We start from the raw sequence: 26192 nt of genomic DNA, 5'->3' as shown, positions 1-26192 counted from the left end.
TAGTTGCAGCCCCGGACCCGGGGCCTTGAAGGGGAGAGAGAATGGCCTGAGATCAGGCCCGAGGCTGCGGGGAGGTTTCCTGTTTGCCGTGGGCATAGTTGGACGGACCAGTCCGGCGGAAATCCTCCCGAAAGTGGGTGGGTTCGGGGCCGTTTTCTCCGGCCACCGCGTCGGCAAGATAGGCGCCGACGATCTTGTTGGCCTGACGCGCGGCATCCAGCAGACGAACCTGCGCGTGAGCTTCGTCCGTGATCAGTTCGGCATCGGACAACTCGCGCGACCACCGGTCATCTTCGGTCTGGTAAATCACATCACCTTCCAACAAGTCGTTGGCGGTGACGACTTTGGGGGTAAAAGCGCGGGCCATCAGGCAAGCTCCTTATTGAAATCCGAGACTACGTGCGGGTATTGCGCAACTCGGGCGACGCCGGGTTTGTGAATGCGCATATTTGTTTGTTTGACCTGCATCGGATCATCTCGTGACTGATTTGACTTGAGTGCCAATATAGGAAATATTCCCGCCAAATCGCCATATGCGCTAAGAAATAAGGACAAATGTTCTATCATCGGCGAGTGGAAGAAGGTTTGTTCTGAATTGGAAGGGAAATTGGAATGTCGGTGCGAATAGACGACACGGATCGGAAAATTCTAGCCGAGCTGCAACGGGATGCCAGCCAGTCGCTTGACGAAATCGCAGCCCGTGTAGGGAGCTCCAAGACGCCGGTTTGGAATCGCATTCGCAAACTGAAGGGGGCAGGAGTCATTGGCCAGCAGACAGTATTGCTGGATGCCGAAGCGTTGGGCTTTGAGGCCACATTCTTTGTGCTGATCCGTACGTCGGAACATGAGGCTGAGTGGCAGCAGAAGTTCCTGAAAGCGTTGCGCGATCGTCCGGAGGTTCAGGAAGCGCACCGTTTGGCTGGAGACATCGATTACATTCTGAAAGTGCGCGTCAAGAACGCGCGTGCGTATGATGCGTTTTATCAGGCTTTGATTTCAGAGGTACGGGTGCACAACGTCACAGCCTTGCTTTCGATGGAAGAGATCAAATCGACCACCATGCTACCACTGAAGTCTGTCGGATAGGATGAAGCGTGAATGGGGGCGCCGCCCCCGCCGCCCGAAGGCGACTCCCCCGAGATATTTATGGCCAGATGAAGCACGGATCCGGGTTTCTTGACAGGATGTTAAGTCAGACCGCTACCATGAGTTTGGTCAGCCCGTGGAAATGGTAGCTGTCCGAATATTGCGGCTCTGCCGTCAGCTCTAGCTTTGGGCATTGCTGGAACAGGATGGGCAGGGCGATCCGCATCTCAAGCCGGGCCAGCGGAGCGCCTACACAGAAGTGAAGGCCACCACCAAAGCTAGTATTGGCGCTTACATCTCGCATCGGGTCGAATGTATCGGGTTGGGACCAAGCAGCAGGGTCGCGATTGGCTGCGCCCAGAAGCAAGGCAACTTCGTCACCACGCGCAAAGCGGTGACCGAAGAGTTCAATGTCTTCATAGGCATAGCGTCTGAACATGTGCAGTGGTGGATCGAAACGCAGGATTTCCTCGACTGCGCTATCGATAGTGCCGGGCGCCAGGACATACTGCTGTGTACCCGTCGTTAATATAGTCTTCACGCCATTGCCAATAGCGTGCACGGTGGCTTCGTGACCGGCGTTCAGCAACAAAATGCAGGTCGTGATCAGTTCGTCGCGCGAGAGTTTTTCGCCATCTTCCTCTGCCGCGATCAACCGGGTGATCAGATCGTCACGCGGGTCAGTACGGCGTTTTTCGATGTATTCTTCGAGATAGGTGGTGAAGGCTTGCGTCGCCCGGACGGCTTCGTCTTCGGTCTGGCGCGTCCGGTTTGCCTGATACATGGCCACCATGGCGTGCGACCACTGCAACAGTTGCGGTGCCATGTCTTCCGGCACACCAAGCAGACGGCAGATCGTGATCACGGGGACCTGGGTGCAATAGGCCTCCAGCAGATCGAAGGGGCCAGCGGGGAACTGCTTGATCAAATCGTGGCACAACTGTTCAGTGGACCCCTCAAGCGCCGTGATCGCGCGAGAGGTAAACGCCCGCAGTACCAGAGAACGCAATCGAGTATGACGCGGGGGTTCAAGCTCTAACATCGAATGGGATTCGACTTCTAGCCAGGGTGCAAGATGCTCTGGGCCGGGTTTTGCAAGTTCCGCCGGGATTTCACGCCCGAAGCGCCGATCGCGCAGCAGAATTTGCACCGCTTTGTGCGAGACAGCCGCGACAAGGCCGTAGTCTTTCCAGTAGAACAGATCGCCCGACTGACGTGCGCTGTCATAAAAGGGGTATGGGTTTTGCACGAATGCCGGGTCGGTCGGGGATTGGGTCAGCGTCTTCATGCGGTGCAGACTTGCCATGGCGGCTGCTGAATGCAAGACCCTAGATATGCAACGTTTTTGGATCATAGCCGGTTTCTTATGCGCGGTCGGATTGCTGTCAGCGGCGGTCTGGACTTATGGCTATCGTCAGGCCCTGTCGCAACTGAGCGAGAAGGCCGAGGCCGATTTAGAACTGGCCGCCGACCGTCTGAGCACTCAAATGCAGGTCTATCAGGAAGTGGCCGCCTTGATGGCGGACCATCCTGCTTTGCAGGAGCTAGAAACATCAGAACAGCAACGGGCCGCCCGAAAGGTGCTGCTGGATGTGGCAGACAAAACCGCTGCCGTTAACGTTATGTACCTGAATCCGGAGGGTCAGGTTCTGGTCGCGGCCCAACCGGTGACGCAGCGCGATATGTCCGCACATCCGGCCTTCGAGCGCGCCATGCAGGGGGCCCTGGGCAGCGCACATGGGGTCGAAGACGCAAGCAGTGACCGCATTTATTCATACGCGGCCCCATCATTCGGGGATTTGGGCCAAATAGAAGGCGCGTTGATGGTTCTGGCCGATGTGCAGGATGTGGAACAAACATGGCGCGGCAGTACCGATGCGGTGTTTTTCGTTGATACGGATGGGGTTGTCTTTATCTCGAACCGATCGGATCTGCTACTATGGCGCCGCGGGCAAGGGCAGCAAGGGCTGATGTCACCAGAAGGTGAGAATGTCGATTTCGCCTCAACCCGGATTGCGGGATATGAAGTGTGGAAGCTCAATTGGGGTCGCTATCTGCCCCGTCGCGCCCTGCATCTGACGCTCGATCTTCCGGTGATTGCGATGACCGCAGAGATGCTGGTTGATGTCGCCCCGGCGCGCCGGTTGGCGGGGTTGCAGGCGGCGGCGGTTGCGGCGATCTGTTTCGCCTTTGGTGCTTTGTTGTTTCTGGCCTCGGAACGCCGTCGGACACTTGCAGAGGCAAATACCGTGCTGGAAAGCCGGGTCGCGCAACGTACGCGCGCCTTGACGGCGGCTAATAGCGCTTTGCGCCACGAAGTTGCCGAGCGGCAGGAGGCGGAGGCCGCGCTCAAACAAGCGCAGGCCGATTTGGTTCAGGCTGGTAAGTTGAGCGCTTTGGGCAAGATGTCGGCTGGCATCAGTCATGAATTGAACCAGCCCTTGATGGCGATTCAGCAGTTCGCCGACAACGGGACCGCCTTTCTTGAGCGCGGCAAGGGCCAGAGAGCTGGCGAAAATCTGGGCCGCATTTCCGATATGGCCGCACGCATGGCGCGGATCATCAAGAACCTGCGGGCCTTTGCGAGAAATGAAAACGAACCAATGGGGCGCGTTGATCTGGTTCAGGTTCTGAACACTGCCACAGAATTGACCGAGGCGCGCCTGCGCGATGAGAACGTCGCGTTGGAGTGGGTGCCGCCAAAGACTGCGGTCTATGCTTGGGGTGGAGAGGTGCGTCTGGTGCAGGTGTTTGTCAACCTAATCAATAATGCAGCGGATGCGATGGTCGATCGACCGACGCGCAGAATATTGGTCACTCTGTCAGGGGGAAAGCCTATTCGCGTGTCGGTGCGGGATACCGGACCCGGCATCGAGGACCCCGACCGCGTGTTTGAGCCGTTCTACACCACAAAAACGGTTGGGACGTCCGAAGGGATGGGTCTGGGGCTGTCGATATCCTACGGTCTGGTTCAGAGCTTCGGGGGGGATATTCGCGGTGCCAACACGGACGAGGGTGCTGAATTCACGGTTGAACTGGAACCCTTTGAAGAAGATGAGGCAGCATGATCCGCAAAGTGCTTTTGGTCGATGATGATGCCGCCGTACGTGAGGCCTTGGCGCAAACCCTCGAATTGGCCGAGTATGAACCGGTCACCGCGGGATCTTTCGTGGCCGCAAAGGATCATATTCATCGTGACTTCGGCGGTGTGATCATCTCGGATATTCGCATGCCGGGGCGGGATGGGTTTCATCTGCTCGCATACGCGCGCGAGGTTGATCCTGAACTTCCGGTGGTATTGCTGACAGGTGAAGGCGATATCCCGATGGCGGTACAGGCCATGGGGCAGGGAGCATTTGATTTTCTGGAAAAGCCCTGTGCAGCAGCGGATTTATTGGCGGTACTCGAACGAGCCTTTGCCGCGCGCGCAGAAATTCTGCAGGAACGCGAGCAACGGCGCGAACTTGAGCGTGGCGATCCCGCAGCACGCATGCTGTTTGGGTTGTCAGATCAAGCCGAGGCCTTGCGTGAGCGAGTGCGGAGCGTAGCGCCAACACGGGCCGAGGTACTGGTTACCGGGCCAGCGGGTAGCGGAGTTTCAAAGGTCGCTGAAGTTGTCCATCTGATGTCTCCGGTTGGACAGGGGCCATTTGTCAAACGCCCTGCCTCAGGCCTGAACCCGGATGATTTGTTGCGTGTCTGTAAGGATGCGGCAGGCGGATCGCTGTATCTGGATGAGATCTCGGCGATGTCGGATGCCACGCAATACGCCGCGCTGGAACTGATCGAACAAGGGACGGAAGCCAGAATCATCGCAGGGGCAACGGCCGATTTGTCGGACCTTACTGCACAGGGAAGGTTCAATGCCGATCTGTTCTATAGGTTGGATGTCATGCGGGTGCGAATCCCGGCCCTGTCAGAACGGCCCGAGGATATCCCCGTCATCTTTCGCCGCTATGTGGCGCAGGCCGCTGAGCAGGCCGGGATTGCGGAACCTGAAGTGACACCCGAGCATCTGGCCTCGCTGATGGCGCAGGATTGGCCGGGCAATGCCCGATCGTTGATGTCGGCGGCAATGCGGTTTGTGTTGGGGATGCCGGATGAGGTTGCACAGGCCGCTGATCTGGGGTTGAGCGAGCAATTGGCGCGTGTTGAGAGGTCTTTGCTGATTGCAGCCCTTGGGCGCCACAATGGCAAGGCTGCGGATGCCGCCAAGGCACTGAAGCTGCCGCGCAAAACTTTTTATGACAAGCTGACCCGCTACCACATTAGGCCAGAAGACTATCGTCGTTAGCAAAACACTTCCGCTAGGGCGAACTGCGGTTGCGCTGTGGCTTAAGCGAGCGATTCGCTCGCATCGATTCGGATATTGTGCGGAAATTCGCACAAGGTGCTGACTGCCTGTGCGAAAAATCGCACAGCGTAGTTCTGCCGAAATACCAGATTTATAACGGACATCATTTAACCGTAAGAAATTATTTGGAAAAAACAGATTTCAGCAACATCTAAACAAAATGTTGAGAGTGAGGAGCCGATTCGGTTCACTCCGCAACATACGGCGCTGATTGAGCGCTCGATGGAAGTTTTAGGGAAGTCTGGGAGGATAAGACTGATGAAATTCCTGACAACGGCAGCAACCGCAATCGCACTGTCCGTGACAGCGACCGCTGGTGTAGCAGCTTGCGATGATGGCGAGATCGTCGTGAAGTTTGCGCATGTGACCAATACCGACAAACACCCCAAGGGCATCGCCGCTTCGCTGCTTGAGCAGCGCGTCAATGACGAGATGAACGGCGTGATGTGCATGGAGGTTTATCCGAACTCCACTCTTTACAACGATGACAAGGTTCTTGAAGCGATGCTGCAGGGCGACGTGCAGTTGGCCGCGCCCTCGCTGTCGAAGTTTGAGAAATTTACAAAGCAATTCCGCCTGTTCGATCTGCCGTTCATGTTCAAGAACATCGATGCTGTGGATGCGTTCCAAGCCTCGGCTGATGGTCAGGCGATGAAAGACAGCATGCAGCGCCGCGGCCTTCAGGGGCTGGCATTCTGGCACAATGGCATGAAACAGATGTCTGCGAACAAGCCGTTGGAAGATCCTTCGGATGCGAACGGCCTGAAGTTCCGCGTTCAGTCTTCGGACGTATTGGTTGCCCAGATGGAAGCAATTGGTGGCAGCCCTCAGAAGATGGCGTTCTCGGAAGTGTACGGTGCTCTGCAACAGGGCGTTGTTGACGGGCAGGAAAACACCTGGTCGAACATCTACGGCAAGAAGTTCTTCGAGGTGCAGGACGGCATCACAGAAACGAACCACGGTATCATCGATTATCTGGTTGTAACCTCAGTTGACTGGCTGGACAGCCTGGAGCCTGAAGTTCGCGATCAATTCCTGACGATTCTCGCCGAAGTGACCGAGACTCGTAACAAGGAGGCCTTTTCCGTAAACGAAGCTGCCAAGGCTTCGATCACTGACGCAGGGGGCATCATCCGGGAACTGAACCCCGAGCAGCGCCAGGCCTGGGTCGATGCGATGAAGCCAGTCTGGGATAAATTTGCCAGTGACGTTGGTCAGGACAAGATCGACGCCGCACAGGCGATCAACGCCGGGTTCTGATCCCGGTTCAAGCCACGCGTCCGGGGACTGGGGAGTTATGGACGCATAGGCTGGGCGGGCCTTAGTGGCCCGCCACACTCCCACCACTCTCATCAAAAAAATGCGGGGACAGAGAGATGTCTGGTGCGAAACCCGGCCAAGGCGGGCTGGTCGACCATATCGAAGAAACCATGATTGCGTGCCTGTTGGGTCTGATGACAATTGTCACCTTCGCCAATGTGATCGCGCGGTTTGTATTCAATTCTAACATTCTTTGGGCGCTGGAACTGACAGTATTCACCTTCGGTTGGTTGGTGCTGCTGGGTGCGTCTTATGCAGTGAAAAAGCATGCACATCTGGGTGTTGATGCGATCCTGAACATGCTGGCCCCCGCGCCACGCCGGGTTTTAGCGCTGATAGCCGTTGCTTGTTGTCTGGTGTTTTCTCTGCTCCTGCTCAAGGGTTCGTATGACTACTGGGCAGTGTTTGCCGATCTGCCGCCCACCTCGGGTCGCTGGTTTCCGACCGGCTTTGACATGAGCGCGCGCAGCCAGAGCTTCTATGAAGTTGATGATATCCCGATGGTCGCGCCGCTGCGGTTTCTGGAAGATATGATCAACTATGGCGAGTATTACGAGAAACTGCCCAAGGTCGTTCCGTATTTCGTTCTGCCTCTTTCGATGTTGCTGCTGGTGATCCGTTTTGCACAGGTCGCAGTACAGATTTGGCGCGGTGAAACTGATCGCCTTGTAGCTAGCCACGAGGTTGAGGACGAGATCGAAGAAGTCCGCGCCCAGCAGGGGGAGCATGACTGATGGACGTCGTACTACTTTTCTCGATGGTCATTGGCCTATTGTTGATCGGAGTTCCGATCGCGGTGGCACTTGGTCTCAGCTCGACCCTCTTCCTGCTGATCTATTCCGACAGCTCATTGGCTTCGGTCGCTGGCACGCTGTTCGAGGCATTTGAGGGGCATTTCACCCTCTTGGCTATCCCGTTTTTCATTCTCGCGTCATCTTTCATGACCACAGGTGGAGTGGCGCGGCGGATCATCCGGTTCTCGATCGCTTGTGTAGGGCACTTGCCCGGAGGTCTGGCAATTGCTGGCGTCTTCGCGTGTATGCTGTTTGCGGCCTTGTCGGGTTCGTCTCCGGCGACAGTTGTCGCAATCGGGTCGATCGTCATCGCTGGCATGCGTCAGGTGGGCTATTCCAAGGAATTCGCCGCCGGTGTGATCTGTAACGCAGGGACACTGGGCATTCTGATTCCGCCATCAATCGTGATGGTGGTCTATGCGGCAGCCGTGGAGGTTTCGGTCGGGCGGATGTTCCTTGCGGGCGTTATTCCGGGTTTGATGGCTGGTCTGATGCTGATGATCACCATTTACGTCATGGCCAAGGTCAAGAACCTTCCCAAAGGCGATTGGAAAGGTTGGGGCGAAGTCTTCACCTCGGCGCGCGAGGCCGGTTGGGGTCTGTTCCTGATCGTCATCATCCTCGGCGGTATCTACGGAGGTATCTTTACCCCGACCGAGGCCGCGGCTGTTGCTGCCGTCTATGCGTTCCTGATCGCAAGTTTTGTCTACAAGGATATGGGTCCGCTCAGCACCGAAGGGAATGCGCAGAACATCTCGCTGCTCAAGAAACCCTATGCGTTGATCACGGCCTTTGTGCACCCCGACACCAAGCATACACTTTTCGAGGCGGGCAAGCTGACCGTCACGCTGCTGTTCGTGATCGCCAACGCGCTGATCCTGAAACATGTGCTGACGGATGAGCAGGTGCCTCAGCATATCGCAAGCGCCATGCTATCGGCGGGTCTGGGGCCAGTGACTTTCCTGATTGTGGTCAACGTGATCCTGCTGATCGGTGGCCAGTTCATGGAGCCCTCAGGTCTGCTGGTCATTGTGGCCCCCCTGGTGTTCCCGATTGCCATCGAGCTGGGCATCGATCCGATCCATCTGGGCATCATCATGGTGGTGAACATGGAGATCGGGATGATCACGCCTCCGGTCGGGTTGAACTTGTTCGTAACCTCGGGCGTAGCGGGTATGCCGATGATGAGTGTTGTGAAGGCAGCGTTGCCGTTCTTGGCCGTGCTGTTCGTCTTCCTCATCATGGTTACGTATATCCCGTGGATTTCGACATTCCTGCCCAACACATTCATGGGGCCTGAGATCATAACCAACTAGATCGGTTAAACCGAGCATATGAACCGGGCGGTGTAATCCGCCCGGTTTTTTTTGTCTTGAAACTGATGCCCAAACGCATATCTGAGGGTCAGAGGACGACCTCACCATCATGGACGATTATTCGGGACGACCCGATCTCGGAAAGTGAGGTGTTCTTATGCCCTGGATATTACTGTTGTTTGCTGGCCTGCTCGAAATCGTCTGGGCCGTCGCGATGAAGCAGACCGCTGGTTTCACGCGGCTGTGGCCGACGGCGATCATGGGTGTTGCGATGATCGGGTCATTTGGCCTGCTTGCAATGGCCATGCGGGATCTGCCGCTTGGTACCGCCTATACGATCTGGACCGGGATCGGCGCAGTAGGGGCGTTCACTATTGGCATCCTGTTCCTGGGTGAAGCGCTGACGCCCATGCGGATCGGCGCTGCGGTTCTAATCGTGACGGGTTTGGTCATCATGAAACTGGCCTAAGCGTTGACCGCCGTTGTGGTGTCGGGCAGCTTTGCGAAACAACTCCGAACAAAGGACACCTGCTTATGCTGACCGACACCGATGCACGCTTGCTGCGCGTTGCCTATGATGAGGCGAAAGCTGGATTTGACGAAGGAGGCTGCCCAATCGGTTCAGTGCTTGCGCGGGTTGGTGAGGTCGTCGCACAAGGGCGTAATCAGCGTGTCCAACTGGGCGACCCGATTGCCCATGGGGAAATGGATGCGCTGCGCAAGGCAGGGCGGCAGAAGACCTATCGCGATACTGTGCTCTATACCTCGCTGTCGCCTTGCATGATGTGTTCTGGCACGATCGTACAGTTCGGTATCCCGCGTGTTGTGATCGGAGACACCGTGAATTTTGGCGGCAATGAGGACTTCCTGCGCGATCGCGGTGTAGAGGTCATCATCGCAGATGACCCGGACTGCATTACATTGATGAGGCGTTTTATCGAAGAGAAGCCCGCGCTTTGGGCCGAAGATATTGCCGAATGAGGTTGGCGATCAGGCGCTTTCAAGCGCCTGAATGATGCCCGAGAAATCATTTGCTTTCAGACTGGCACCACCCACCAACGCTCCGTCAACATTTGAAACGCCAAAAATCTCGGCAGCATTACCGGGTTTGACCGATCCGCCATACAGCAGGCGGACTGACCGGCCGACACCTTCGCCAAATCGGCGTTCCAGACGTGCGCGTATGAAATCGTGCACTTCTCCGATCTCTTCCAAAGTTGGAACCTTGCCGGTGCCGATGGCCCAGATCGGCTCATATGCGACAATCAGGTTCTCGCCTGTCGCTTGATCCGGGATCGAACCCGACATCTGTCCACCGATGATATCCAGAGTATTTGCTGCTTCGCGCTGCTCAAGGCTTTCACCGACGCAGATGATCGTCTTCAGGCCTGCATCCATGGCGGTGCGGGCTTTGGCACGGATGTCTTCGTTCTGCTCAGCATGATCTTCACGGCGCTCGGAATGGCCAAGGATCACTGCGCTCGACCCTGCATCCAACAGCATCTCGGCACTCAGATCCCCGGTATGCGCACCCGAGAGCGCCGCGTGGCAGTCTTGGCCACCAACGGTAATGCCCGAACCTTCAACCGTATTTGCCGCGCGATGAAGCAAAGTGGCTGGTGGGCATATCAGGATTTCTACCGCAGAAGATGGGTGCGAGGCTTTCAACGCTTCCAACTCGCTCAGCGCAACGCCAGTTCCGTTCATTTTCCAGTTGCCTGCCGCCAACTTACGCCGCATCGCGATCCCTCCGTTTTTCTGCTTTGAACCCTCGGATATCACCCGCAGGCGGGGCTGACAATTCCGGTTGCATAGCGCTACGTGTCGGGACACATTGCGCGCGTTGTTGCGGAGGATGGCATGATAGATGATCTCGATCTCGCCAAATTGGATCTGCGTGATCCAGCTGAAATGGAAAAGCTGAGACATGCTGTTCGCCAGATCGGATTTCTAACAATCTCCAATTCCGGCCTCGATGCCGCCCGTGTGCAGCTGGTGATTGACGCGTATCGCGATTTTTTTCGTCAACCCGATGAGATCAAGCAGAGCGTCGATATGGCAGCTACGGGTGCCAACCGCGGTTGGGGTGCGCCGCGTTCCGAACAGGTGGATCTCAGGGCGAACCCGGATTTCAAAGAAGTCTTTGATAGCGGTTTTGAACTGCCAGCCGATGATCCCTATGCGGGGCGGGGATTAAGTGTGTATGCCCCAAATCTCTGGCCAGACGGGGCTGACGCCTTTCGGAGAACGATCCAGAGTTACTATTCAGACGCCTGCTCAGTTGCCATTCGCGTTTTGCGCGCGATTGCGATTGCCATCGGTAGGGATCCAAACAGTTTTGATGCCGCCTTTGATACACCAATGGCGCTGCTGCGCGGTAACTTCTATCCGCAACGCCCTGATTGGGCGGGAGAAAAGGACTTTGGTATCGGCGCGCATACGGATTATGGCTGCCTGACTTTGCTGGCCACGGACGGCACTCCGGGTCTGGAAGTTCGTATGCCTGATGGCGATTGGCAAGCTGTAAACGCCACGCCGGGACAATTCATAATCAATTTCGGGGAGATGCTGGAGTTTTGGACGGCAGGAGAAGTCAAAGCGACCGAGCATAGGGTCAAAGGCAGCGTGAACGAGAGGATCTCGGTTCCGTTGTTCTTTAATCCTTCTTACGACACAAATGTTGCGCCGCCGGGTTCATGCGCCACGATCCGCGCCGGAGAGCACCTGACGCGGCGATTTAATGAGACCTACGTCCACCTAAAAGCTGCGAGTTAGCGTTGTTCAGCCAAGGTTTCGTCGAACTTGATCGATTCTCCGCATCCGCATGCATCGACTACATTCGGGTTTCGGAACTTGAAACCGGCCTCAAGCAGTGAAACCTCGTAGTCGATCTCGGTTCCGAACAGGAACATCTGTGCCATCGGGGCGATCATTACACGCGCGCCATCCTGCTCGACCACTTCGTCGTTTGGGTCGGCATCATCGACGTAGTCCATGGTGTATTCCATCCCCGCACAGCCGCCTTTCTTGACGCCAATGCGCAATCCGGTGTGACCGCCGGATTTCATAAGCCGAACAATCTGTTCAGCAGCTTTAGGTGTCATGGTCACGGCTTGTTTGCCGGGAATGCCAAACATGGTGGGCTCCGTTATCGCGCGTTATCTCTAATCTAAGGCCGACACGCGCCGGGCTCAAGAGAGAGCCTGTTCAAATACACGCTCCGAGCAGGGTTGTCACGATGGTGCGCAAAGCTTTAGCGTACCTGAAGTAAAGGACAGGCATTCCAGAGAGGGTTGGATCGATGAGAGCGCAGAACTGGGCAGGAGCAGCCATTTTCACATCTATGTTGCTGGCGTCCGCGTCTGCGGCATTTGCGATAGATGACACAAAACGGCACCCGGTCAACTGTGCTACCGCACCCGGTGATCTGCGCGCAATCGCAGCTGAAAAGAAACATGCCGAGGACCAGCAGGCTGAAAGCGTGTTCTCGATCCTCCCTGCCGGCGCCTTGCTGGGTCTCGTCACAGGAACCGAGAGCAAGCACCTGAAGATGCTGTCAGGCGACTATATTAAAGAGCTGGACGCGCGCGCTGCTGAAATCAAATCGACCTGTAGCATCGAATAATCAAACAAAAAGGGCCGCTCTCGGGCAAGAGCGGCCCGGAATGGGCCCATTGAATGGGGGATGGCTATGGTCAGAGGCCCATGCAATTCACGAAGTATGTCAATTTAGCGGGGCAATCGGATAAGACGCCCGCGACTCAACATCCTGCGCCAGCACGTCCAGCAGATCGAAAAACGCATGCTTAATCACTGGGTCAGTACCTGAGGACCTTGTGACCCAGCATTGTGACAACATGAAAACGGTTAAGTAACACGCAGTACACCGTTTTGTAACATCGCCATGTTTTTTGTGAGTAAGTCGAGAGTTACATGAAACCCAGCTCAAGCCGGGCTTCATCTGACATCATTTCCATGCCCCAAGGTGGCTCCCAAGTCAGTTCGACGTCGACCTCTTTGACGCCAGCAACGGGTTCGATTGCTTCCACGATCCAACCGGGCATTTCGCCTGCGACAGGACAACCTGGCGCAGTGAGGGTCATGATCACCTTGACCGCGTTTTCTCCGGTGATGTCGATCGTATAGATCAGACCGAGATCGTAGATATTGACCGGTATTTCTGGGTCAAACACCGTCCGGCAAGCTTCGACCACGGGTTCGTAGAGCGGGTGATCGATGGTCGAGGGAGCGATCAGAGGGCTGCCTTCGAACTGTTCACTGGGGTGGGTCATTGATGCCTCGGGTCTGTTACCTGAGAAATTATATAGGGAAAGTGCTGGGCAGCGTCCAGAGGTGCCGTGGCGCCTGATCAGGGCGCCACGACAGATCAGTCGTTGATGTCGTGCTTGAAGGTTTTGACTTGGCCGTGCGGCAAGGCAAACATACGGCGCAGAACCAGCCATGCGACCAGTGACAGAACAGCAAATATCAACAGCAGAACGGGCAGGGATGGCGTGAGGCCAGGGATCAGCAAAACCACCCCGGTAATGGCTGCACCGATGGCAAAACCCAGGAAAATGAAGCCGGGCAGCGCGACCTCAAGGATGCCCAGAGCGAGCGCTCCGGCCAACCAAATCCACCACGTCAGCCAGAAAGGATCGGCCATCATTTTCCTCCTTTAAGCATGTTAAAGGCATTGCCGAAGGCTTCAAGTGCGTTTGCAGGCACAACGATGGTCTGCGAGCCGGTGCCGTTGCCCAGGGCGTTCAGCGATTCCACCTGTTTCAACGCAACCTGATACTGTGCCGCTTCCAGCCCGTTGTCCTGAATGGCCTTTGCTACGACCTGAGTCGCATAAGCTTCGGCCTCAGCCGAGATTCGGCGGGCCTTGGCGGTCTGCTCTGCCGCATAAAGTTCGGCATCTGCCTGCAGCTCAACGGCACGCTTTTGGCCCTCGGCCTCGGTGACCTGTGCGCGGCGGGCACGTTCGGCGTTCAATTGTTGCAACATCGCGTCACGAGTGGCCTGATCAAGATTTACGTCCAGAATCTCGGCGCGGGTTACTTCGATCCCCCAATCGTCAACAGCGGTTTCTACGCTTTCCTGAATACGTTCAATCAGTTGCGCCCGGTTCGATTGCACTTCATCCAGGTCCATCTTACCGATCTCGGCGCGGACGATACCGGCTACAGTCGTTGCAATCGCACCGTCGACATCGCGGATGCGATAGACCGTCTTTTCCGGCTCGAGAATGCGGTAGAACACCGAAGTATCGATCTGCACCAGAACATTGTCCTTGGTAATTGCGTCTTGCGTTGCGTTTGGCAACTGACGCTCAAGGATGGATATCTTGTGGCGGGCAACATCTAGAAAAGGAACGATAAAATTGATCCCGGGCCCAAGCACCGAATGCAGGCGGCCAAACCGTTCAACAACGTATTTCTCGGATTGAGGCACGATCTTGATGCCCTTGAAGATGACAATGGCAATAAGCGCCGCTGCCAGCAGGTAGATAATGTTCGAAGTAATCAGTCCGATAATCTGGTCTTCTATCATACTGTCCTCATTTATTGTGTACTATGGTATACATATGGGGATTGAATCGCTCAATTTCAACTCTGGTATGGATTGTACAGGCTGGAATGCAAATCTGTGAAAGCGTTCATACCGGCCAGAAATTCCCTTTTGTGGCAGCTTTGCATCCCACTGGTGTTTGCGTTATCGGACGAGGATGAAACTGATTATCGATACAGACCCCGGCATCGACGACGCAATGGCCATTGCCTATGCCGCCGCTGCGTCCGAAATTGACCTGATCGGCCTGACCACCGTGTTCGGCAACACCCATGTGCATCAATCCAGCCGCAATGCGCGGTTTCTGGTGGACAAACTGAGGCTGGGCATACCCGTGGCCCAAGGCGCGCCATTCGCTTTGGGGGAGACCACGCATTCACCTTCGGAACATGTGCACGGCCCCGAAGGCTTTGGTGACCTGACCCAGATTGATGAGATAGGCGAAAACCACGCCCTGTCCGCCGCAGAGTTTCTTGTCGACATGGCGCGCAGCCATCGCGGAGAGCTGGTCGTATGCGCGGTTGGGCCATTGACCAATATCGCTGATGCCATGCGATTGGACCCTGAGTTTACAGAGAATCTTGGCAAGCTCGTCATCATGGGCGGGGCCGTGTACTGCCCGGGCAACATCACCGAACATGCCGAGGCGAATATCTATCACGATGCCAAAGCTGCAGACGAAGTCTTTGCCGCGCCGCCGCCTACGATTCTGGTGGGATTGGATGTGACTCTGAAAACGCTCTACGAGACCGCTGATTTTGATGCGCTCGCTGAACGTTCCCCTGACATGGGTGGTTTTCTGCGTGATATCTCGCGCTTCTATTTAAAGTTCTACAAAGAGATCGGTGGGCTTGAAGGGTGCGGATTGCATGACTCGACTGCCGTTATCGCCTGCACCCATGAACCGATGTTCGAAATGGTCGAAACGGGTTTGCATGTGGCGTTGGACGGGGCTGAGATCGGTGCGACTCGTCCTGACCCTGCACGGCCACCAGTGCGAGTGTGCCGGGATGTCGATGGGGCAGGGGTGGTGCGCCTGTTTACGGACCGTGTAGCCTCGCTGCCCTGACGGGTTGCAATGCCCTTGCAGATCGGGCAAAGCCTGCCCGGTTCAGCGATCCAAGGCGTTACCATGACCCAGCGATTTTCTTTCGACCTGAAATCCACCGATGGCAAGGCCCGCACAGGCGTGATCAACACGCCGCGCGGTGAGGTGCGGACGCCGGCGTTCATGCCTGTGGGCACAGCCGCGACCGTCAAGGCGATGATGCCGGAAAGTGTGCGCGCCACGGGTGCCGATATTCTGTTGGGCAACACCTATCATCTGATGCTGCGCCCAACGGCCGAGCGGATCGATCGTTTGGGAGGCCTGCACAAGTTCATGAACTGGGACCGGCCCATCCTGACGGATTCTGGCGGATTTCAGGTGATGTCGCTGGCCGGTCTGCGCAAACTGACCGAGAAGGGCGTGACCTTTAAATCTCACGTCGATGGCTCGAAGCACGAATTGACGCCGGAACGGTCGATGGAAATCCAGCGGCTTTTGGGCTCGGACATCGTCATGTGCTTTGATGAATGCCCTGCGCTGCCCGCCGATCGCGACCGTATCGCCGATTCCATGCGCCTTTCGATGCGGTGGGCTGCGCGGTCGCGCGAAGCGTTTGGAGACCGCCCCGGACATGCCCTGTTTGGGATCATGCAGGGCGGGCTGGAACAAGATCTTCGGAAAGAAAGTGCCGAGGCACTTAAGCAGGTCGGTTTTGAAGGTTACGCCGTCGGCGGCCTTGCCGTGGGTGAGGGGCAGGAGGCCATGTTCAGCTGCCTTGACTATGCGCCCGACTTCTTGCCCCAGGATAAACCGCGTTATCTGATGGGCGTAGGCAAGCCTGATGATATCGTAGGTGCCGTTGCACGCGGGATAGATATGATGGATTGCGTTCTACCTTCGCGGTCGGGTCGCACCGGGCAGGTGTTCACGCGTTACGGTGTGGTCAATATCAAGAACGCCCGCCATGCTGACGACCCACGCCCGCTGGATGAGAACTGCACATGCCCCGCGTGTTCAAGTTATTCTCGGGCCTACTTGCATCACGTGTTCCGCTCGAATGAGATGATCTCGGGCATGCTGCTGACTTGGCACAATCTGCATTACTTTCAGGAAATCATGCAGGGAATGCGGGACGCGATTTCACAGGGCACATTCGCAGAGTGGCAATCGCAATTCCACGCGCTTCGGGAGCAAGGCGATATTGAACCGCTGTAGATTGTGGCCATTGCGGTGACAAACGCGGTATTTTTTGCTATACTGTTCGCGCATTATTTACCATTTTCATTTGTTTTGTTCAGGAGGATTCAATGCCTCGCTTTATTGTTTCTATCGCAATCGTTCTTTGCGCATCGACATCTCTTGCGGATGTCTGGACCTTCGAAACCCCGTCCGAGAATATTCAGTGTGTCGTCGGGCAGGGGGCGAGTGTTTCGGACCTGTCTTGCACCATAATTGAGCGCAGCGGAGCGCCTGCGTTCCCGCGCCCGGCGGATTGCCAGTCGGACTGGGGACATGATTTTTTCATGACCAATACGGGCGCCGTCCGCATGCTGTGCCAACCAGTCAGCCATAACCGGGACGGATTTGACCGTGCAGACTACGGCGTAACCGGAGAGTTTGGCGGGTTCGTCTGCCATTCCTCGAAAAAGGGCTTGGAATGTAGAAACGAAGTCGGTCATGGCTTCTTTTTGTCGCGAGCTAAGCAGAGGGTGTTCTGATCCACGCTGGATGATTTGTTGCCCGTTTTAATGCTGGGTTCGCTAAAATCGGTGGATATGTCTGTCGGATGCCTTGAAGTCCCCAAATCATCGGGTCATGCTGCATCACGACAAATGACGATGAGGTTGAAATGGGGGAACAGGTGCCCCACCTTTATCGTCCAAGACAGGAGATGGCCAAAGGTTGCCTGAATCAGGGACCAGCGCCGTCTTGCCAATGATAAGGATAGAGCATGCAAGAGCCTCTGAATTCCTCATACCCCGTCCTGCCGCTGCGCGATATCGTGGTCTTCCCACATATGATCGTGCCGCTGTTCGTGGGCCGTGACAAATCGGTCCGCGCCCTGGAAGAGGTGATGCAGGATGACAAGCAAATTCTGTTGTCCAGCCAGATTGATCCTGGTGAGGATGATCCGGAAATCGACGGTATCTACCGCTCGGGCGTTCTGGCCAACGTGCTGCAACTGCTGAAACTGCCCGATGGCACCGTGAAGGTGCTTGTCGAGGGGCAGGCGCGGGTGCAGATCACAGAATTCCTTGAAAACGATCAGTTTTTCGAAGCGCGCGCCGAGTATCTGACCGAGATTCCGGGCGATGTCACCACGACCGAAGCGCTGTTGCGCACCGTCGCGGACGAGTTTGAGCGCTATGCAAAAGTGCGCAAGAATATCCCCGAAGAGGCGCTGGCCGCCGTCGGTGAAACCACCGAGCCTGCAAAGTTGGCCGACCTTGTGTCAGGTCATCTGGGCATCGAGGTTGAACAGAAACAGGAACTGCTTGAGACGCTCTCGGTGAGCGAGCGGCTTGAGAAGGTCTATGGCCTGATGCAGGGCGAGATGTCGGTCCTGCAGGTCGAGAAAAAGATCAAGACCCGCGTCAAATCCCAGATGGAGAAGACGCAGCGCGAGTACTATCTGAATGAGCAGATGAAAGCGATTCAGAAGGAGCTTGGCGATGGGGAGGACGGCAGCAACGAAGTTGCCGAACTGGAAGCCAAGATCAACGAGACCAAGCTGTCGAAAGAGGCGCGCGAAAAGGCCGAGGGTGAGCTGAAAAAGCTCAAGAACATGTCGCCCATGTCGGCTGAAGCGACCGTTGTGCGCAACTATCTGGACTGGATCCTGTCACTGCCGTGGGGCACCAAATCCCGCGTCAAAAAGGATCTGGGTCGCGCGCAGGACATTCTGGATGCCGACCACTATGGACTTGAGAAAGTCAAAGAGCGGATCGTCGAATATCTGGCGGTTCAACAGCGCTCGAAAAAGCTGAAAGGCCCGATCCTGTGCCTTGTTGGCCCTCCGGGTGTGGGTAAAACCTCGCTGGGTAAATCGGTCGCAAAAGCCACTGGGCGCGAATTCATTCGCATCTCGCTGGGTGGTGTGCGCGACGAATCTGAGATTCGTGGCCACCGTCGGACTTATATCGGGTCGATGCCCGGCAAGATCATTCAGGCGCTGAAGAAGGCGAAAACCACAAACCCTCTCATCCTGCTCGATGAAATCGACAAGATGGGGCAGGACTTCCGTGGCGATCCAGCCTCGGCGATGCTGGAGGTGTTGGACCCGGAACAGAACAACACGTTCATGGATCATTATCTTGAGGTCGAATATGACCTGTCCAACGTGATGTTCCTGACCACGTCTAACAGCTACAACATGCCTGGGCCTCTGCTAGACCGGATGGAGATCATCCCGCTGGCCGGTTACACCGAAGAGGAAAAGAGCGAGATCGCCAAGCAACACCTGATCGACAAACAGGTCAAAAACCATGGTCTGAAAGCCAAGGAGTTTGAGCTGACCGATGAGGCGCTGCAATCGATCATCCGCACCTATACCCGCGAGGCGGGTGTGCGGAACCTCGAACGCGAAATCGCCAAAGTGGCGCGGAAATCGTTGACCAAGATCATCAAGAAAGAGGCGGAGACCGTAAAGGTGACGCCCGACAATCTGGATGATTTTCTTGGAGTGCCCAAGTTCCGTTATGGCTTGGCTGAACAGGACGATCAGGTTGGTGTAGTCACTGGCTTGGCTTGGACTTCGGTCGGTGGTGATCTGCTGCATATCGAGGCTCTGAAACTGCCCGGCAAAGGGCGGATGAAGACCACTGGTAAGCTGGGCGATGTGATGAAGGAATCGATCGACGCGGCGTCGTCTTACGTCCGATCAATTTCGCCTCAGATCGGGGTTAAACCGCCGCAGTTCGACAAAATCGATATCCACGTGCACGTGCCCGATGGTGCGACGCCAAAGGATGGTCCGTCTGCGGGCTTGGCTATGGTGACTTCGATTGTTTCGGTCCTGACCGGTATTCCTGTGCGCAAGGACATCGCCATGACAGGCGAGGTTTCGCTGCGCGGCAACGCGATGCCGATTGGCGGGCTGAAAGAAAAACTGCTGGCTGCCCTGCGTGGCGGGATCAAGACCGTCCTCATTCCCGAAGAGAATGAAAAGGATCTGGCAGATATTCCCGACAACGTGAAAGAAGGGCTGGAGATCATCGCGGTCAAACACGTCTCGGAAGTACTGGAGCAAGCGTTGATACGTAAGCCCGAGTCAATTGAGTGGGATGAGGCCGCTGAAGAGGCCGCTGCCGCTGCCGCCAAGGCGGCCGAAGGGGCAGGACCGTCGGCAACAGCCCACTAAGCCCGAAACAGATTAATTAGAAAGGCGGGGTCATTCCCCGCCTTTTTTTGTTCAAAGTCCAATGACAGGTTTGGCCGGGTCCAGCACCTCTTCGTTTTCGATGTAAGCCTGGAATTTTTTGTCTGACAGCGCCGAGCGTACGGCGAGCGCAAAAATCACTGCCGAAAATGCCGCACACAGCACAATGTCCCAACCAAACGGGATCTGCTTTTGCGCGCCTTCTCCAAACTGACCCATGTAGGAGATCAGCCCCAAACCACAGAAATAGGGCATCAGCCAAAGCGCCTCGGTCGCGTCCATTTCATCGAGCCGATTGTGAAAGCGGATCAGCAGCAGCGCCATGCCGATGAGCAGGGCAATTCCCAGCCTCCAGACCGTGTCCCACCCGCTCCAGTAGACGATCAGGGTTGAGATCGCGAAGGCCGTGAGCCCGACAAGTTTGACGGCGGGAATACGGATTGAGCGCGGGTGGTCAGGCATCAGATCGCGTAAACACACCACGGCGATTGGGCCGACCGCGAATGAAAGCACAATCGCGGCCCCGTTCAGGGCGATTACGGTTGCGAACGGGACCGTCAGTAAAAACAGAGTGCCAATCAGAAAGTTGAGAGCCAAGGCCCAAAGCGGTACTCCGAACGATGACAAGATCTGCAAACGTTTCGGCAGGAACCCGTTTTGCGACAGGGCCAGAGCGATACGGGCGTTCGATCCTGTTGCAACCAACCCATTGCCAAACGGGCCGATGACCGACCCGACGTTCAGCAAGCTGAGGAACCACAATATTCCGACAGACATTATGACGCCATCCAAAGGACCTTGCCCACCGAAGCTGAGACTCGCCCAACCATCGCGGATCATCATGGGATCAAGCGCGCCGATAAAGGCCACCTGTAATCCAAGGTAGATCAAGGCACATAGTACAATGGACAGAACCAGAGCAGCCGGGATGTCGAATTTTGGGTTTCGAACTTCTCCTGCCATATCAACAACATGCCGGAAACCTATAAAGGAAAAGATCACCCCACCGGTTGATACTGCGGCCATGATGCCTTTCAGGCCGTAGGGGGCGAAACCGTCAGGTGCGGAGAAATTCTGCACGTCAAAGCGGGTCGCGATCAACAACACGGACAAAACTATCGGAATGGCAATCTTGGCCCAGGTCAGCGTTGCATTTACCTGTGCAAAAAATTTCACGCCTAGTGCGTTCACAGCGACGAACAGCAACATGAACAGCAAGGCGACCGAAACACCAGCGCCGGTCAGTTCGCCGGTATCCGCGGCGTGGAGCCATGACGCGTAGGGCGCGAGGTATTTAAGCATGGCTTCAACTTCGATCGGAGCGGTGGTGTTGTAGCCAATCCAGGCCGTCCATCCCATCGCCATCGACACGATGTTGCCGTGTGAGAACTGAGGGACGCGTGCGATTCCGCCTGGGATAGGTAACATCGCTGAAATCTCGGCGAATGTTATTGCCAGTATGAACATCGCAACGGCGCCAATAATCCAAGAAAGAACCGCGGCGGGGCCTGCGTGTTGCACGGCGAGCAGGGGGCCGAAAAGCCAGCCTGACCCAATGATTCCTCCAACCGAAATGAAGGTCAGGCCGACCAGGCCAATTTCCCGCTTCAGTTTCGCCATGTTATTTCTCGCCCAAAGAGGGGTGCCTTATTGGTGGCTATGACATCAGGATAAGCAGGCCACGGGAAACATGGCAAGTGCCACATATCATGCAGAAAATTCGCGAAAACGAGGTCTGCCCGATTCATCTTCTAAATCCTGCTGGGCGTGTTCTTCGAAACGCGATCGCCGGCAATAGGTATTTGAAGTGGAATCGACTCGGAACATGAGGCACGCTGGTCGTCTGTGCCAAGGTAGGAGAACCCAGGATGCCTCTGTACAATGATATGTTCGAGCTTTCGGTCGAAGATATGGATATAATCGAAGAGGCCATGCGTCATGCCATAGCGTCCAGATCGAATGTCCCTGTTGACGAGAGGGTAGAAGAAAGGGAAACCCGTGAAGACTTTGTGCGCAAGGCACACGACCTTCTGGGGCGACTGCATGACCAAAAGGTTTTTTATCGTCCTAAATCCGGCGTGTATGTCGGAGGATGACAGCATTGTGCGCGCAGCGTTGAACTAAATGGTTCCAAAACGCTTCAACTATGTCGCATAAGCATTTGAATAATATGGTGGGTGATAAGAGATTTGAACTCCTGACATCTTCGATGTGAACGAAGCGCTCTACCACTGAGCTAATCACCCATAGCGGCGGTTGATACAGCGGCTTGTGTTTCGCCGCAAGTTCAAAGCGTTCAAATTGCAGCGCGTCAGACGAAATCCGGTTTTCACACATTGCCCGCCAAGTCGGATAGATCGGAAAAAATCAGGTTCGAGCAAAAAACTTGAAAACGCCGCTTGACGATGCCGGGGTGTAGCCATAATACACCCCAACGTTCAGAGATGAACGGGCAGTGGGCGGTTGTAGCTCAGTTGGTTAGAGTACCGGCCTGTCACGCCGGGGGTCGCGGGTTCGAGCCCCGTCAACCGCGCCATCGCTGCCAGCCTTTGATCCGGGCAAACGGATCGCACATAGACCCTAAATGCGCGGTTGTAGCTCAGTTGGTTAGAGTACCGGCCTGTCACGCCGGGGGTCGCGGGTTCGAGCCCCGTCAACCGCGCCATTTTCCTTCGATTTAGAAAGTCATACGCCCTTGTGGGCGTTTTTTTGTGCCGACATCTTACTGATCTTATGGTTTATTGCCTGCAAAACATCAGGGGCAAGCAGTGACCAGTCTAAATCGAGTTATTATGGCACGGCGCAGCCGGCAGTGGGTCCGCGGCCTAAAGCCGGAAACACTTGATGTCATTGAGATTTCTGGTTCGTGGGGTAAGCAATTTGGATTTTGCAGCTATGAACAGATTTGGCACAAGCAACATGATATCTGCACCGGACCCGTTCTGGACAAGCAGCAGCAGGTGCGAAAGGTCGATCTGGTTTTGGCCAATCAGGTGTGGGAGCACTTGGATCGCCCGGTTGAAGCCACGCTGAACGTGCTAGAGATGTTAAGGCCCGGAGGGTATTTCTGGCTTGCCGTCCCGTTCTTCATTCCGTTTCACGCTGCTCCGCATGACTGTTCGCGCTGGTCTGCGCGCGGATTGAAAAACCTGCTCACTGAGTGTGGGTTCGACCCGGATCTCATCCGGGCCGAACAGTGGGGCAATCGGCATGCCGCTTTGCGCAATCTCGAACTTGAATGGCCTCCTGTTTATGACCCTGAGACAGACAATTTGGAGAACGATCCCGATTTTCCAATCTGCGCATGGGCTCTGGCTAAGAGATCCAGTGCTTAAGCCGAGTGTCGAAAAATCGCCTGTTCTTACTTTGTTCTAATTTTTTGGTTGGAGACTCAGCCGCTCTCGCCTATCTCTGAGTGACGTTGGTTGTTGGGGGCCTGAATGGCTGAGCTGAAGAATATCGAGGTGCGCGGTGCGCGCGAGCATAACCTCAAGAGCATTGATGTCGACATCCCACGGGATCAGCTGGTGGTGATCACTGGCCTGTCGGGCTCGGGTAAGTCTTCTTTGGCATTTGATACGATCTATGCCGAAGGGCAGCGCCGCTATGTCGAAAGCCTGTCGGCCTATGCGCGCCAGTTCCTCGATATGATGGAGAAGCCCGATGTGGATCACATTAGCGGACTAAGCCCCGCGATTTCGATCGAGCAGAAGACGACCTCAAAAAACCCGCGTTCGACCGTGGGCACCGTAACCGAGATCTACGACTATCTTCGCTTGCTCTTTGCCCGTGCTGGTACGCCTTACAGCCCGGCCACAGGATTGCCGATTGAGGCACAGCAGGTGCAGGACATGGTCGACCGGATCATGACGATGGAGGAGGGCACGCGCGGCTATCTGCTGGCCCCCATCGTTCGTGATCGGAAGGGTGAATATCGGAAAGAGTTCCTTGAGCTGCGCAAGCAGGGTTTTCAACGCGTCAAGGTAGATGGTGAGTTCTATGAATTGGATGAGCCGCCGACGCTGGACAAGAAGTTCCGCCACGATATCGACGTCGTTGTCGATCGTCTGGTGGTACGAGAGGGCATGGAAACACGCCTGGCCGACAGCCTAAGGACCGCACTGGATCTGGCGGACGGGATCGCAATCCTCGAAACCGCACCGAAGGAGGGCGACCCGGAACGCATCACATTCAGTGAGAATTTTGCCTGCCCGGTCAGTGGGTTCACCATCCCCGAGATCGAGCCGCGCCTGTTCTCATTCAACGCGCCCTTTGGGGCTTGCCCCGATTGCGACGGGCTTGGGGTCGAACTGTTCTTTGATGAACGTCTGGTCGTGCCGGACCAGACATTGAAACTCTATGACGGGGCGCTTGCGCCCTGGCGGAAGGGTAAATCACCGTATTTTCTGCAAACGATCGAAGCTATCGCGCGACATTACGAGTTTGACAAGAACACTCCCTGGAAGGACTTGCCCAAGAAAGTCCAGCAGGTGTTTCTGCGCGGGTCTGGTGATGAAGAGATCCAGTTCCGTTATGATGAAGGTGGCCGCGTCTATCAGGTTACCCGAAGCTTTGAAGGCGTCATCCCCAACATGGAGCGCCGCTATCGCGAGACTGACAGCGCCTGGATTCGCGAAGAATTCGAGCGCTATCAAAACAACCGACCCTGCGGCACATGCAAAGGCTACCGTCTGCGTGCTGAGGCGCTGGCCGTCAAAATTGCGGGTTTGCACGTTGGACAGGTCGTCGAAATGTCGATCCGCGAGGCGTTGGCCTGGGTCGAGGATGCCCCAAATCATCTGAGCGCACAAAAGAACGAGATCGCGCGCGCAATTCTCAAGGAAATTCGCGAGCGGTTGGGTTTTTTGAATAATGTTGGATTAGAGTATCTTACGATGTCTCGTTCAAGTGGTACCCTGTCCGGAGGTGAAAGTCAGCGTATCCGTCTGGCGAGCCAGATCGGCTCGGGCCTGACCGGGGTATTGTATGTGCTCGACGAGCCATCGATTGGTCTGCACCAACGCGACAATGATCGTCTGCTGGGAACGCTTAAGAATTTGCGTGATCAGGGCAACACGGTCATCGTCGTTGAACATGACGAAGAGGCCATTCGCGAGGCGGATTATGTGTTTGATATCGGTCCCGGTGCAGGAGTGCATGGCGGACAGGTGGTCAGCCACGGTACGCCCGAGCATATCGCCGGCGATGCGGCCTCGATCACCGGCCAATATCTTTCGGGGACACGCGAGATCCCGGTGCCGGTTGAGCGGCGAAAGGGTAAGAAGCAGAAAGTGACCGTTGTTAAGGCGACGGGAAACAACCTCAAGAACGTGACGGCCGAATTTCCGCTCGGAAAATTTGTTTGTGTGACCGGTGTGTCTGGCGGTGGAAAATCAACGCTGACGATTGAGACTTTGTTCAAAACCGCCTCGATGCGGTTGAACGGCGCTCGCCAGACACCGGCGCCCTGTGAAACGATCAAAGGGCTTGAGCATCTGGACAAGGTGATCGACATAGACCAGCGACCCATTGGCCGGACTCCACGTTCAAATCCAGCGACTTACACCGGGGCTTTCACCCCGATCCGAGACTGGTTTGCCGGGTTGCCAGAAGCCAAAGCGCGTGGATACAAGCCCGGGCGGTTCAGCTTTAACGTCAAAGGCGGCCGGTGCGAAGCGTGTCAGGGTGATGGCGTCATCAAGATCGAGATGCACTTTCTGCCTGATGTTTATGTCACCTGCGAAACCTGCAAAGGCGCGCGATACAACCGTGAGACGCTTGAGATCAAGTTCAAGGGTAAGTCCATCGCGGATGTACTTGATATGACAGTGGAAGATGCGCAGGAATTCTTTAAAGCGGTGCCATCGATCCGCGACAAGATGGATGCCTTGGCTCGCGTTGGGCTCGGCTACATCAAAGTTGGTCAACAGGCGACCACGCTCTCCGGTGGTGAGGCGCAGCGTGTAAAGCTCTCTAAAGAACTGAGCAAGCGATCAACGGGTCGAACGCTGTATATTCTGGACGAACCCACAACGGGTCTGCATTTCGAGGACGTGCGTAAACTGTTGGAAGTCCTGCACGAACTGGTCGACCAAGGAAATACTGTTGTTGTCATCGAACATAATCTCGATGTTGTAAAAACCGCCGACTGGATAATCGACATTGGCCCGGAAGGTGGCGATGGCGGAGGTCAGATTGTGGCTGAGGGTACGCCCGAAGACGTCGCTGAATGTGAGCGTAGCCACACTGGGCGTTATCTGAAGCCAATGCTGGATGGGCAAGCCGTAGCTGCCGAATAGGAACAGAGCGAGAGAAGAAAATG

Annotated in this window: 25 protein-coding genes and 3 tRNA genes; 19 read left to right on the top strand and 9 right to left on the bottom strand. The window is 55.8% G+C overall.

Features of this window, described 5'->3' with window-relative positions; genetic code table 11:
• Positions 1-52: 52 nt before the first annotated feature.
• Positions 53-367 carry a DUF2849 domain-containing protein gene (locus I5192_RS07730; RefSeq protein WP_170393224.1) on the bottom strand — a complete coding sequence of 105 codons (315 nt, stop codon included), beginning with the start codon at positions 365-367 and terminating at the stop codon, positions 53-55.
• 245 nt (positions 368-612) lie between these two features.
• Between I5192_RS07730 and I5192_RS07725 the strand changes: the two genes are divergently transcribed.
• On the top strand, positions 613-1086 hold the full coding sequence (locus I5192_RS07725; protein ID WP_010439761.1) for an Lrp/AsnC family transcriptional regulator: 474 nt from the start codon (positions 613-615) through the stop codon (positions 1084-1086).
• A gap of 106 nt (positions 1087-1192) precedes the next feature.
• Here I5192_RS07725 and I5192_RS07720 read toward each other — a convergent pair whose 3' ends face one another.
• A complete protein-coding gene (locus I5192_RS07720; protein WP_223118111.1) occupies positions 1193-2374 on the bottom strand; it encodes a cytochrome P450 in 1182 nt (393 codons plus the stop codon).
• A gap of 46 nt (positions 2375-2420) precedes the next feature.
• Here I5192_RS07720 and I5192_RS07715 point away from each other — a divergent pair, with 46 nt between their 5' ends.
• The 7 genes from I5192_RS07715 (at position 2421) to I5192_RS07685 (ending at position 9851) form a co-directional block, all read left to right on the top strand.
• Positions 2421-4154 carry an ATP-binding protein gene (locus I5192_RS07715; RefSeq protein WP_223118110.1) on the top strand — a complete coding sequence of 578 codons (1734 nt, stop codon included), beginning with the start codon at positions 2421-2423 and terminating at the stop codon, positions 4152-4154.
• On the top strand, positions 4151-5380 hold the full coding sequence (locus tag I5192_RS07710) for a sigma-54 dependent transcriptional regulator (protein WP_170393221.1): 1230 nt from the start codon (positions 4151-4153) through the stop codon (positions 5378-5380). Before I5192_RS07715 ends, I5192_RS07710 begins: the two co-directional genes overlap by 4 nt.
• A 318-nt stretch (positions 5381-5698) precedes the next feature.
• Positions 5699-6700: a DctP family TRAP transporter solute-binding subunit gene (locus I5192_RS07705; RefSeq protein WP_304621967.1), complete on the top strand. Its 1002-nt coding sequence runs from the start codon at positions 5699-5701 to the stop codon at positions 6698-6700.
• 116 nt (positions 6701-6816) lie between these two features.
• On the top strand, positions 6817-7494 hold the full coding sequence (locus I5192_RS07700) for a TRAP transporter small permease (RefSeq protein ID WP_170393219.1): 678 nt from the start codon (positions 6817-6819) through the stop codon (positions 7492-7494).
• Positions 7494-8870, top strand: coding sequence for a TRAP transporter large permease (locus I5192_RS07695; RefSeq protein WP_170662412.1), 1377 nt, complete (start codon positions 7494-7496; stop codon positions 8868-8870). Before I5192_RS07700 ends, I5192_RS07695 begins: the two co-directional genes overlap by 1 nt.
• Before the next feature lie 157 nt (positions 8871-9027).
• A complete protein-coding gene (locus I5192_RS07690; protein WP_170562909.1) occupies positions 9028-9339 on the top strand; it encodes a multidrug efflux SMR transporter in 312 nt (103 codons plus the stop codon).
• Positions 9340-9404: 65 nt separating this feature from the next.
• Entirely contained in the window at positions 9405-9851 is a 447-nt protein-coding gene (locus I5192_RS07685) for a nucleoside deaminase (RefSeq protein WP_223118109.1), read from the top strand.
• Between the two features lie 9 nt (positions 9852-9860).
• Here the strand turns inward: I5192_RS07685 and tpiA are convergent, their stop codons facing one another.
• Positions 9861-10610 (bottom strand): triose-phosphate isomerase, encoded by a 750-nt coding sequence (gene tpiA, locus I5192_RS07680; RefSeq protein ID WP_170393215.1) that lies wholly within the window; start codon positions 10608-10610, stop codon positions 9861-9863.
• A 120-nt stretch (positions 10611-10730) separates the two neighbouring features.
• Between tpiA and I5192_RS07675 the strand changes: the two genes are divergently transcribed.
• On the top strand, positions 10731-11645 hold the full coding sequence (locus tag I5192_RS07675) for an isopenicillin N synthase family oxygenase (protein WP_223118108.1): 915 nt from the start codon (positions 10731-10733) through the stop codon (positions 11643-11645).
• Here I5192_RS07675 and I5192_RS07670 read toward each other — a convergent pair.
• On the bottom strand, positions 11642-12007 hold the full coding sequence (locus I5192_RS07670; protein ID WP_170465407.1) for an iron-sulfur cluster assembly accessory protein: 366 nt from the start codon (positions 12005-12007) through the stop codon (positions 11642-11644). The two genes, I5192_RS07675 and I5192_RS07670, sit on opposite strands and share 4 nt — an antisense overlap.
• A 164-nt stretch (positions 12008-12171) precedes the next feature.
• Between I5192_RS07670 and I5192_RS07665 the strand changes: the two genes are divergently transcribed.
• Positions 12172-12495 carry a hypothetical protein gene (locus I5192_RS07665; RefSeq protein WP_223118107.1) on the top strand — a complete coding sequence of 108 codons (324 nt, stop codon included), beginning with the start codon at positions 12172-12174 and terminating at the stop codon, positions 12493-12495.
• A 304-nt stretch (positions 12496-12799) separates the two neighbouring features.
• On the opposite strand, the gene I5192_RS07660 is transcribed toward I5192_RS07665, so the two are convergent.
• The 3 genes from I5192_RS07660 to I5192_RS07650 all read right to left on the bottom strand — a co-directional run bounded on the left by I5192_RS07660 (position 12800) and on the right by I5192_RS07650 (position 14426).
• Positions 12800-13162, bottom strand: coding sequence for an SUF system Fe-S cluster assembly protein (locus I5192_RS07660; RefSeq protein WP_170393211.1), 363 nt, complete (start codon positions 13160-13162; stop codon positions 12800-12802).
• A 95-nt stretch (positions 13163-13257) separates the two neighbouring features.
• Positions 13258-13536 (bottom strand): NfeD family protein, encoded by a 279-nt coding sequence (locus I5192_RS07655; protein ID WP_170405488.1) that lies wholly within the window; start codon positions 13534-13536, stop codon positions 13258-13260.
• Complete coding sequence (locus I5192_RS07650; protein WP_170393209.1) at positions 13536-14426, bottom strand: SPFH domain-containing protein; 891 nt, start codon at positions 14424-14426, stop codon at positions 13536-13538. The genes I5192_RS07655 and I5192_RS07650 overlap by 1 nt, the downstream gene beginning before the upstream one ends.
• A 175-nt stretch (positions 14427-14601) precedes the next feature.
• Between I5192_RS07650 and I5192_RS07645 the strand changes: the two genes are divergently transcribed.
• The 4 genes from I5192_RS07645 (at position 14602) to lon (ending at position 19852) form a co-directional block, all read left to right on the top strand.
• Positions 14602-15513 (top strand): nucleoside hydrolase, encoded by a 912-nt coding sequence (locus tag I5192_RS07645; protein WP_223118106.1) that lies wholly within the window; start codon positions 14602-14604, stop codon positions 15511-15513.
• 63 nt (positions 15514-15576) lie between these two features.
• On the top strand, positions 15577-16707 hold the full coding sequence (tgt, locus tag I5192_RS07640) for a tRNA guanosine(34) transglycosylase Tgt (RefSeq protein ID WP_223118279.1): 1131 nt from the start codon (positions 15577-15579) through the stop codon (positions 16705-16707).
• 92 nt (positions 16708-16799) lie between these two features.
• Entirely contained in the window at positions 16800-17210 is a 411-nt protein-coding gene (locus tag I5192_RS07635) for a DUF6636 domain-containing protein (RefSeq protein ID WP_170405494.1), read from the top strand.
• A gap of 233 nt (positions 17211-17443) precedes the next feature.
• Positions 17444-19852: an endopeptidase La gene (gene lon / locus I5192_RS07630; protein ID WP_170393206.1), complete on the top strand. Its 2409-nt coding sequence runs from the start codon at positions 17444-17446 to the stop codon at positions 19850-19852.
• A gap of 51 nt (positions 19853-19903) precedes the next feature.
• Here lon and I5192_RS07625 read toward each other — a convergent pair whose 3' ends face one another.
• Positions 19904-21490 carry an APC family permease gene (locus tag I5192_RS07625; protein WP_223118105.1) on the bottom strand — a complete coding sequence of 529 codons (1587 nt, stop codon included), beginning with the start codon at positions 21488-21490 and terminating at the stop codon, positions 19904-19906.
• A gap of 248 nt (positions 21491-21738) precedes the next feature.
• Here I5192_RS07625 and I5192_RS07620 point away from each other — a divergent pair, with 248 nt between their 5' ends.
• Complete coding sequence (locus I5192_RS07620) at positions 21739-21966, top strand: hypothetical protein (RefSeq protein ID WP_170405503.1); 228 nt, start codon at positions 21739-21741, stop codon at positions 21964-21966.
• Between the two features lie 75 nt (positions 21967-22041).
• Here I5192_RS07620 and I5192_RS07615 read toward each other — a convergent pair.
• Positions 22042-22116, bottom strand: a tRNA-Val gene (locus I5192_RS07615).
• Positions 22117-22329: 213 nt separating this feature from the next.
• On the opposite strand from I5192_RS07615, the gene I5192_RS07610 reads away from it, so the two are divergent.
• From I5192_RS07610 to uvrA, 4 genes are all read left to right on the top strand, one after another.
• Positions 22330-22406 (top strand) — tRNA-Asp (locus I5192_RS07610).
• A 52-nt stretch (positions 22407-22458) separates the two neighbouring features.
• Positions 22459-22535, top strand: a tRNA-Asp gene (locus tag I5192_RS07605).
• Between the two features lie 127 nt (positions 22536-22662).
• Complete coding sequence (locus I5192_RS07600) at positions 22663-23205, top strand: methyltransferase domain-containing protein (protein ID WP_223118104.1); 543 nt, start codon at positions 22663-22665, stop codon at positions 23203-23205.
• A gap of 105 nt (positions 23206-23310) precedes the next feature.
• A complete protein-coding gene (uvrA, locus tag I5192_RS07595) occupies positions 23311-26169 on the top strand; it encodes an excinuclease ABC subunit UvrA (protein WP_223118103.1) in 2859 nt (952 codons plus the stop codon).
• Positions 26170-26192 lie beyond the last annotated feature (23 nt).

The sequence above is a fragment of the Ruegeria sp. SCSIO 43209 genome, assembly GCF_019904295.1.
GTDB lineage: Bacteria > Pseudomonadota > Alphaproteobacteria > Rhodobacterales > Rhodobacteraceae > Ruegeria.
This window is presented reverse-complemented; position numbering and strand designations above follow the sequence as displayed.

Excerpts from the sequence above, each read along its gene's own strand:
- I5192_RS07730 (WP_170393224.1), bottom strand. The coding sequence starts at position 367 with ATGGCCCGCGCTTTTACCCCCAAAGTCGTCACCGCCAACGACTTGTTG.
- I5192_RS07725 (WP_010439761.1), top strand. The coding sequence starts at position 613 with ATGTCGGTGCGAATAGACGACACGGATCGGAAAATTCTAGCCGAGCTG.
- I5192_RS07720 (WP_223118111.1), bottom strand. The coding sequence starts at position 2,374 with ATGAAGACGCTGACCCAATCCCCGACCGACCCGGCATTCGTGCAAAAC.
- I5192_RS07715 (WP_223118110.1), top strand. The coding sequence starts at position 2,421 with ATGCAACGTTTTTGGATCATAGCCGGTTTCTTATGCGCGGTCGGATTG.
- I5192_RS07710 (WP_170393221.1), top strand. The coding sequence starts at position 4,151 with ATGATCCGCAAAGTGCTTTTGGTCGATGATGATGCCGCCGTACGTGAG.
- I5192_RS07705 (WP_304621967.1), top strand. The coding sequence starts at position 5,699 with ATGAAATTCCTGACAACGGCAGCAACCGCAATCGCACTGTCCGTGACA.
- I5192_RS07700 (WP_170393219.1), top strand. The coding sequence starts at position 6,817 with ATGTCTGGTGCGAAACCCGGCCAAGGCGGGCTGGTCGACCATATCGAA.
- I5192_RS07695 (WP_170662412.1), top strand. The coding sequence starts at position 7,494 with ATGGACGTCGTACTACTTTTCTCGATGGTCATTGGCCTATTGTTGATC.
- I5192_RS07690 (WP_170562909.1), top strand. The coding sequence starts at position 9,028 with ATGCCCTGGATATTACTGTTGTTTGCTGGCCTGCTCGAAATCGTCTGG.
- I5192_RS07685 (WP_223118109.1), top strand. The coding sequence starts at position 9,405 with ATGCTGACCGACACCGATGCACGCTTGCTGCGCGTTGCCTATGATGAG.
- tpiA (WP_170393215.1), bottom strand. The coding sequence starts at position 10,610 with ATGCGGCGTAAGTTGGCGGCAGGCAACTGGAAAATGAACGGAACTGGC.
- I5192_RS07675 (WP_223118108.1), top strand. The coding sequence starts at position 10,731 with ATGATAGATGATCTCGATCTCGCCAAATTGGATCTGCGTGATCCAGCT.
- I5192_RS07670 (WP_170465407.1), bottom strand. The coding sequence starts at position 12,007 with ATGTTTGGCATTCCCGGCAAACAAGCCGTGACCATGACACCTAAAGCT.
- I5192_RS07665 (WP_223118107.1), top strand. The coding sequence starts at position 12,172 with ATGAGAGCGCAGAACTGGGCAGGAGCAGCCATTTTCACATCTATGTTG.
- I5192_RS07660 (WP_170393211.1), bottom strand. The coding sequence starts at position 13,162 with ATGACCCACCCCAGTGAACAGTTCGAAGGCAGCCCTCTGATCGCTCCC.
- I5192_RS07655 (WP_170405488.1), bottom strand. The coding sequence starts at position 13,536 with ATGGCCGATCCTTTCTGGCTGACGTGGTGGATTTGGTTGGCCGGAGCG.
- I5192_RS07650 (WP_170393209.1), bottom strand. The coding sequence starts at position 14,426 with ATGATAGAAGACCAGATTATCGGACTGATTACTTCGAACATTATCTAC.
- I5192_RS07645 (WP_223118106.1), top strand. The coding sequence starts at position 14,602 with ATGAAACTGATTATCGATACAGACCCCGGCATCGACGACGCAATGGCC.
- tgt (WP_223118279.1), top strand. The coding sequence starts at position 15,577 with ATGACCCAGCGATTTTCTTTCGACCTGAAATCCACCGATGGCAAGGCC.
- I5192_RS07635 (WP_170405494.1), top strand. The coding sequence starts at position 16,800 with ATGCCTCGCTTTATTGTTTCTATCGCAATCGTTCTTTGCGCATCGACA.
- lon (WP_170393206.1), top strand. The coding sequence starts at position 17,444 with ATGCAAGAGCCTCTGAATTCCTCATACCCCGTCCTGCCGCTGCGCGAT.
- I5192_RS07625 (WP_223118105.1), bottom strand. The coding sequence starts at position 21,490 with ATGGCGAAACTGAAGCGGGAAATTGGCCTGGTCGGCCTGACCTTCATT.
- I5192_RS07620 (WP_170405503.1), top strand. The coding sequence starts at position 21,739 with ATGCCTCTGTACAATGATATGTTCGAGCTTTCGGTCGAAGATATGGAT.
- I5192_RS07600 (WP_223118104.1), top strand. The coding sequence starts at position 22,663 with ATGGCACGGCGCAGCCGGCAGTGGGTCCGCGGCCTAAAGCCGGAAACA.
- uvrA (WP_223118103.1), top strand. The coding sequence starts at position 23,311 with ATGGCTGAGCTGAAGAATATCGAGGTGCGCGGTGCGCGCGAGCATAAC.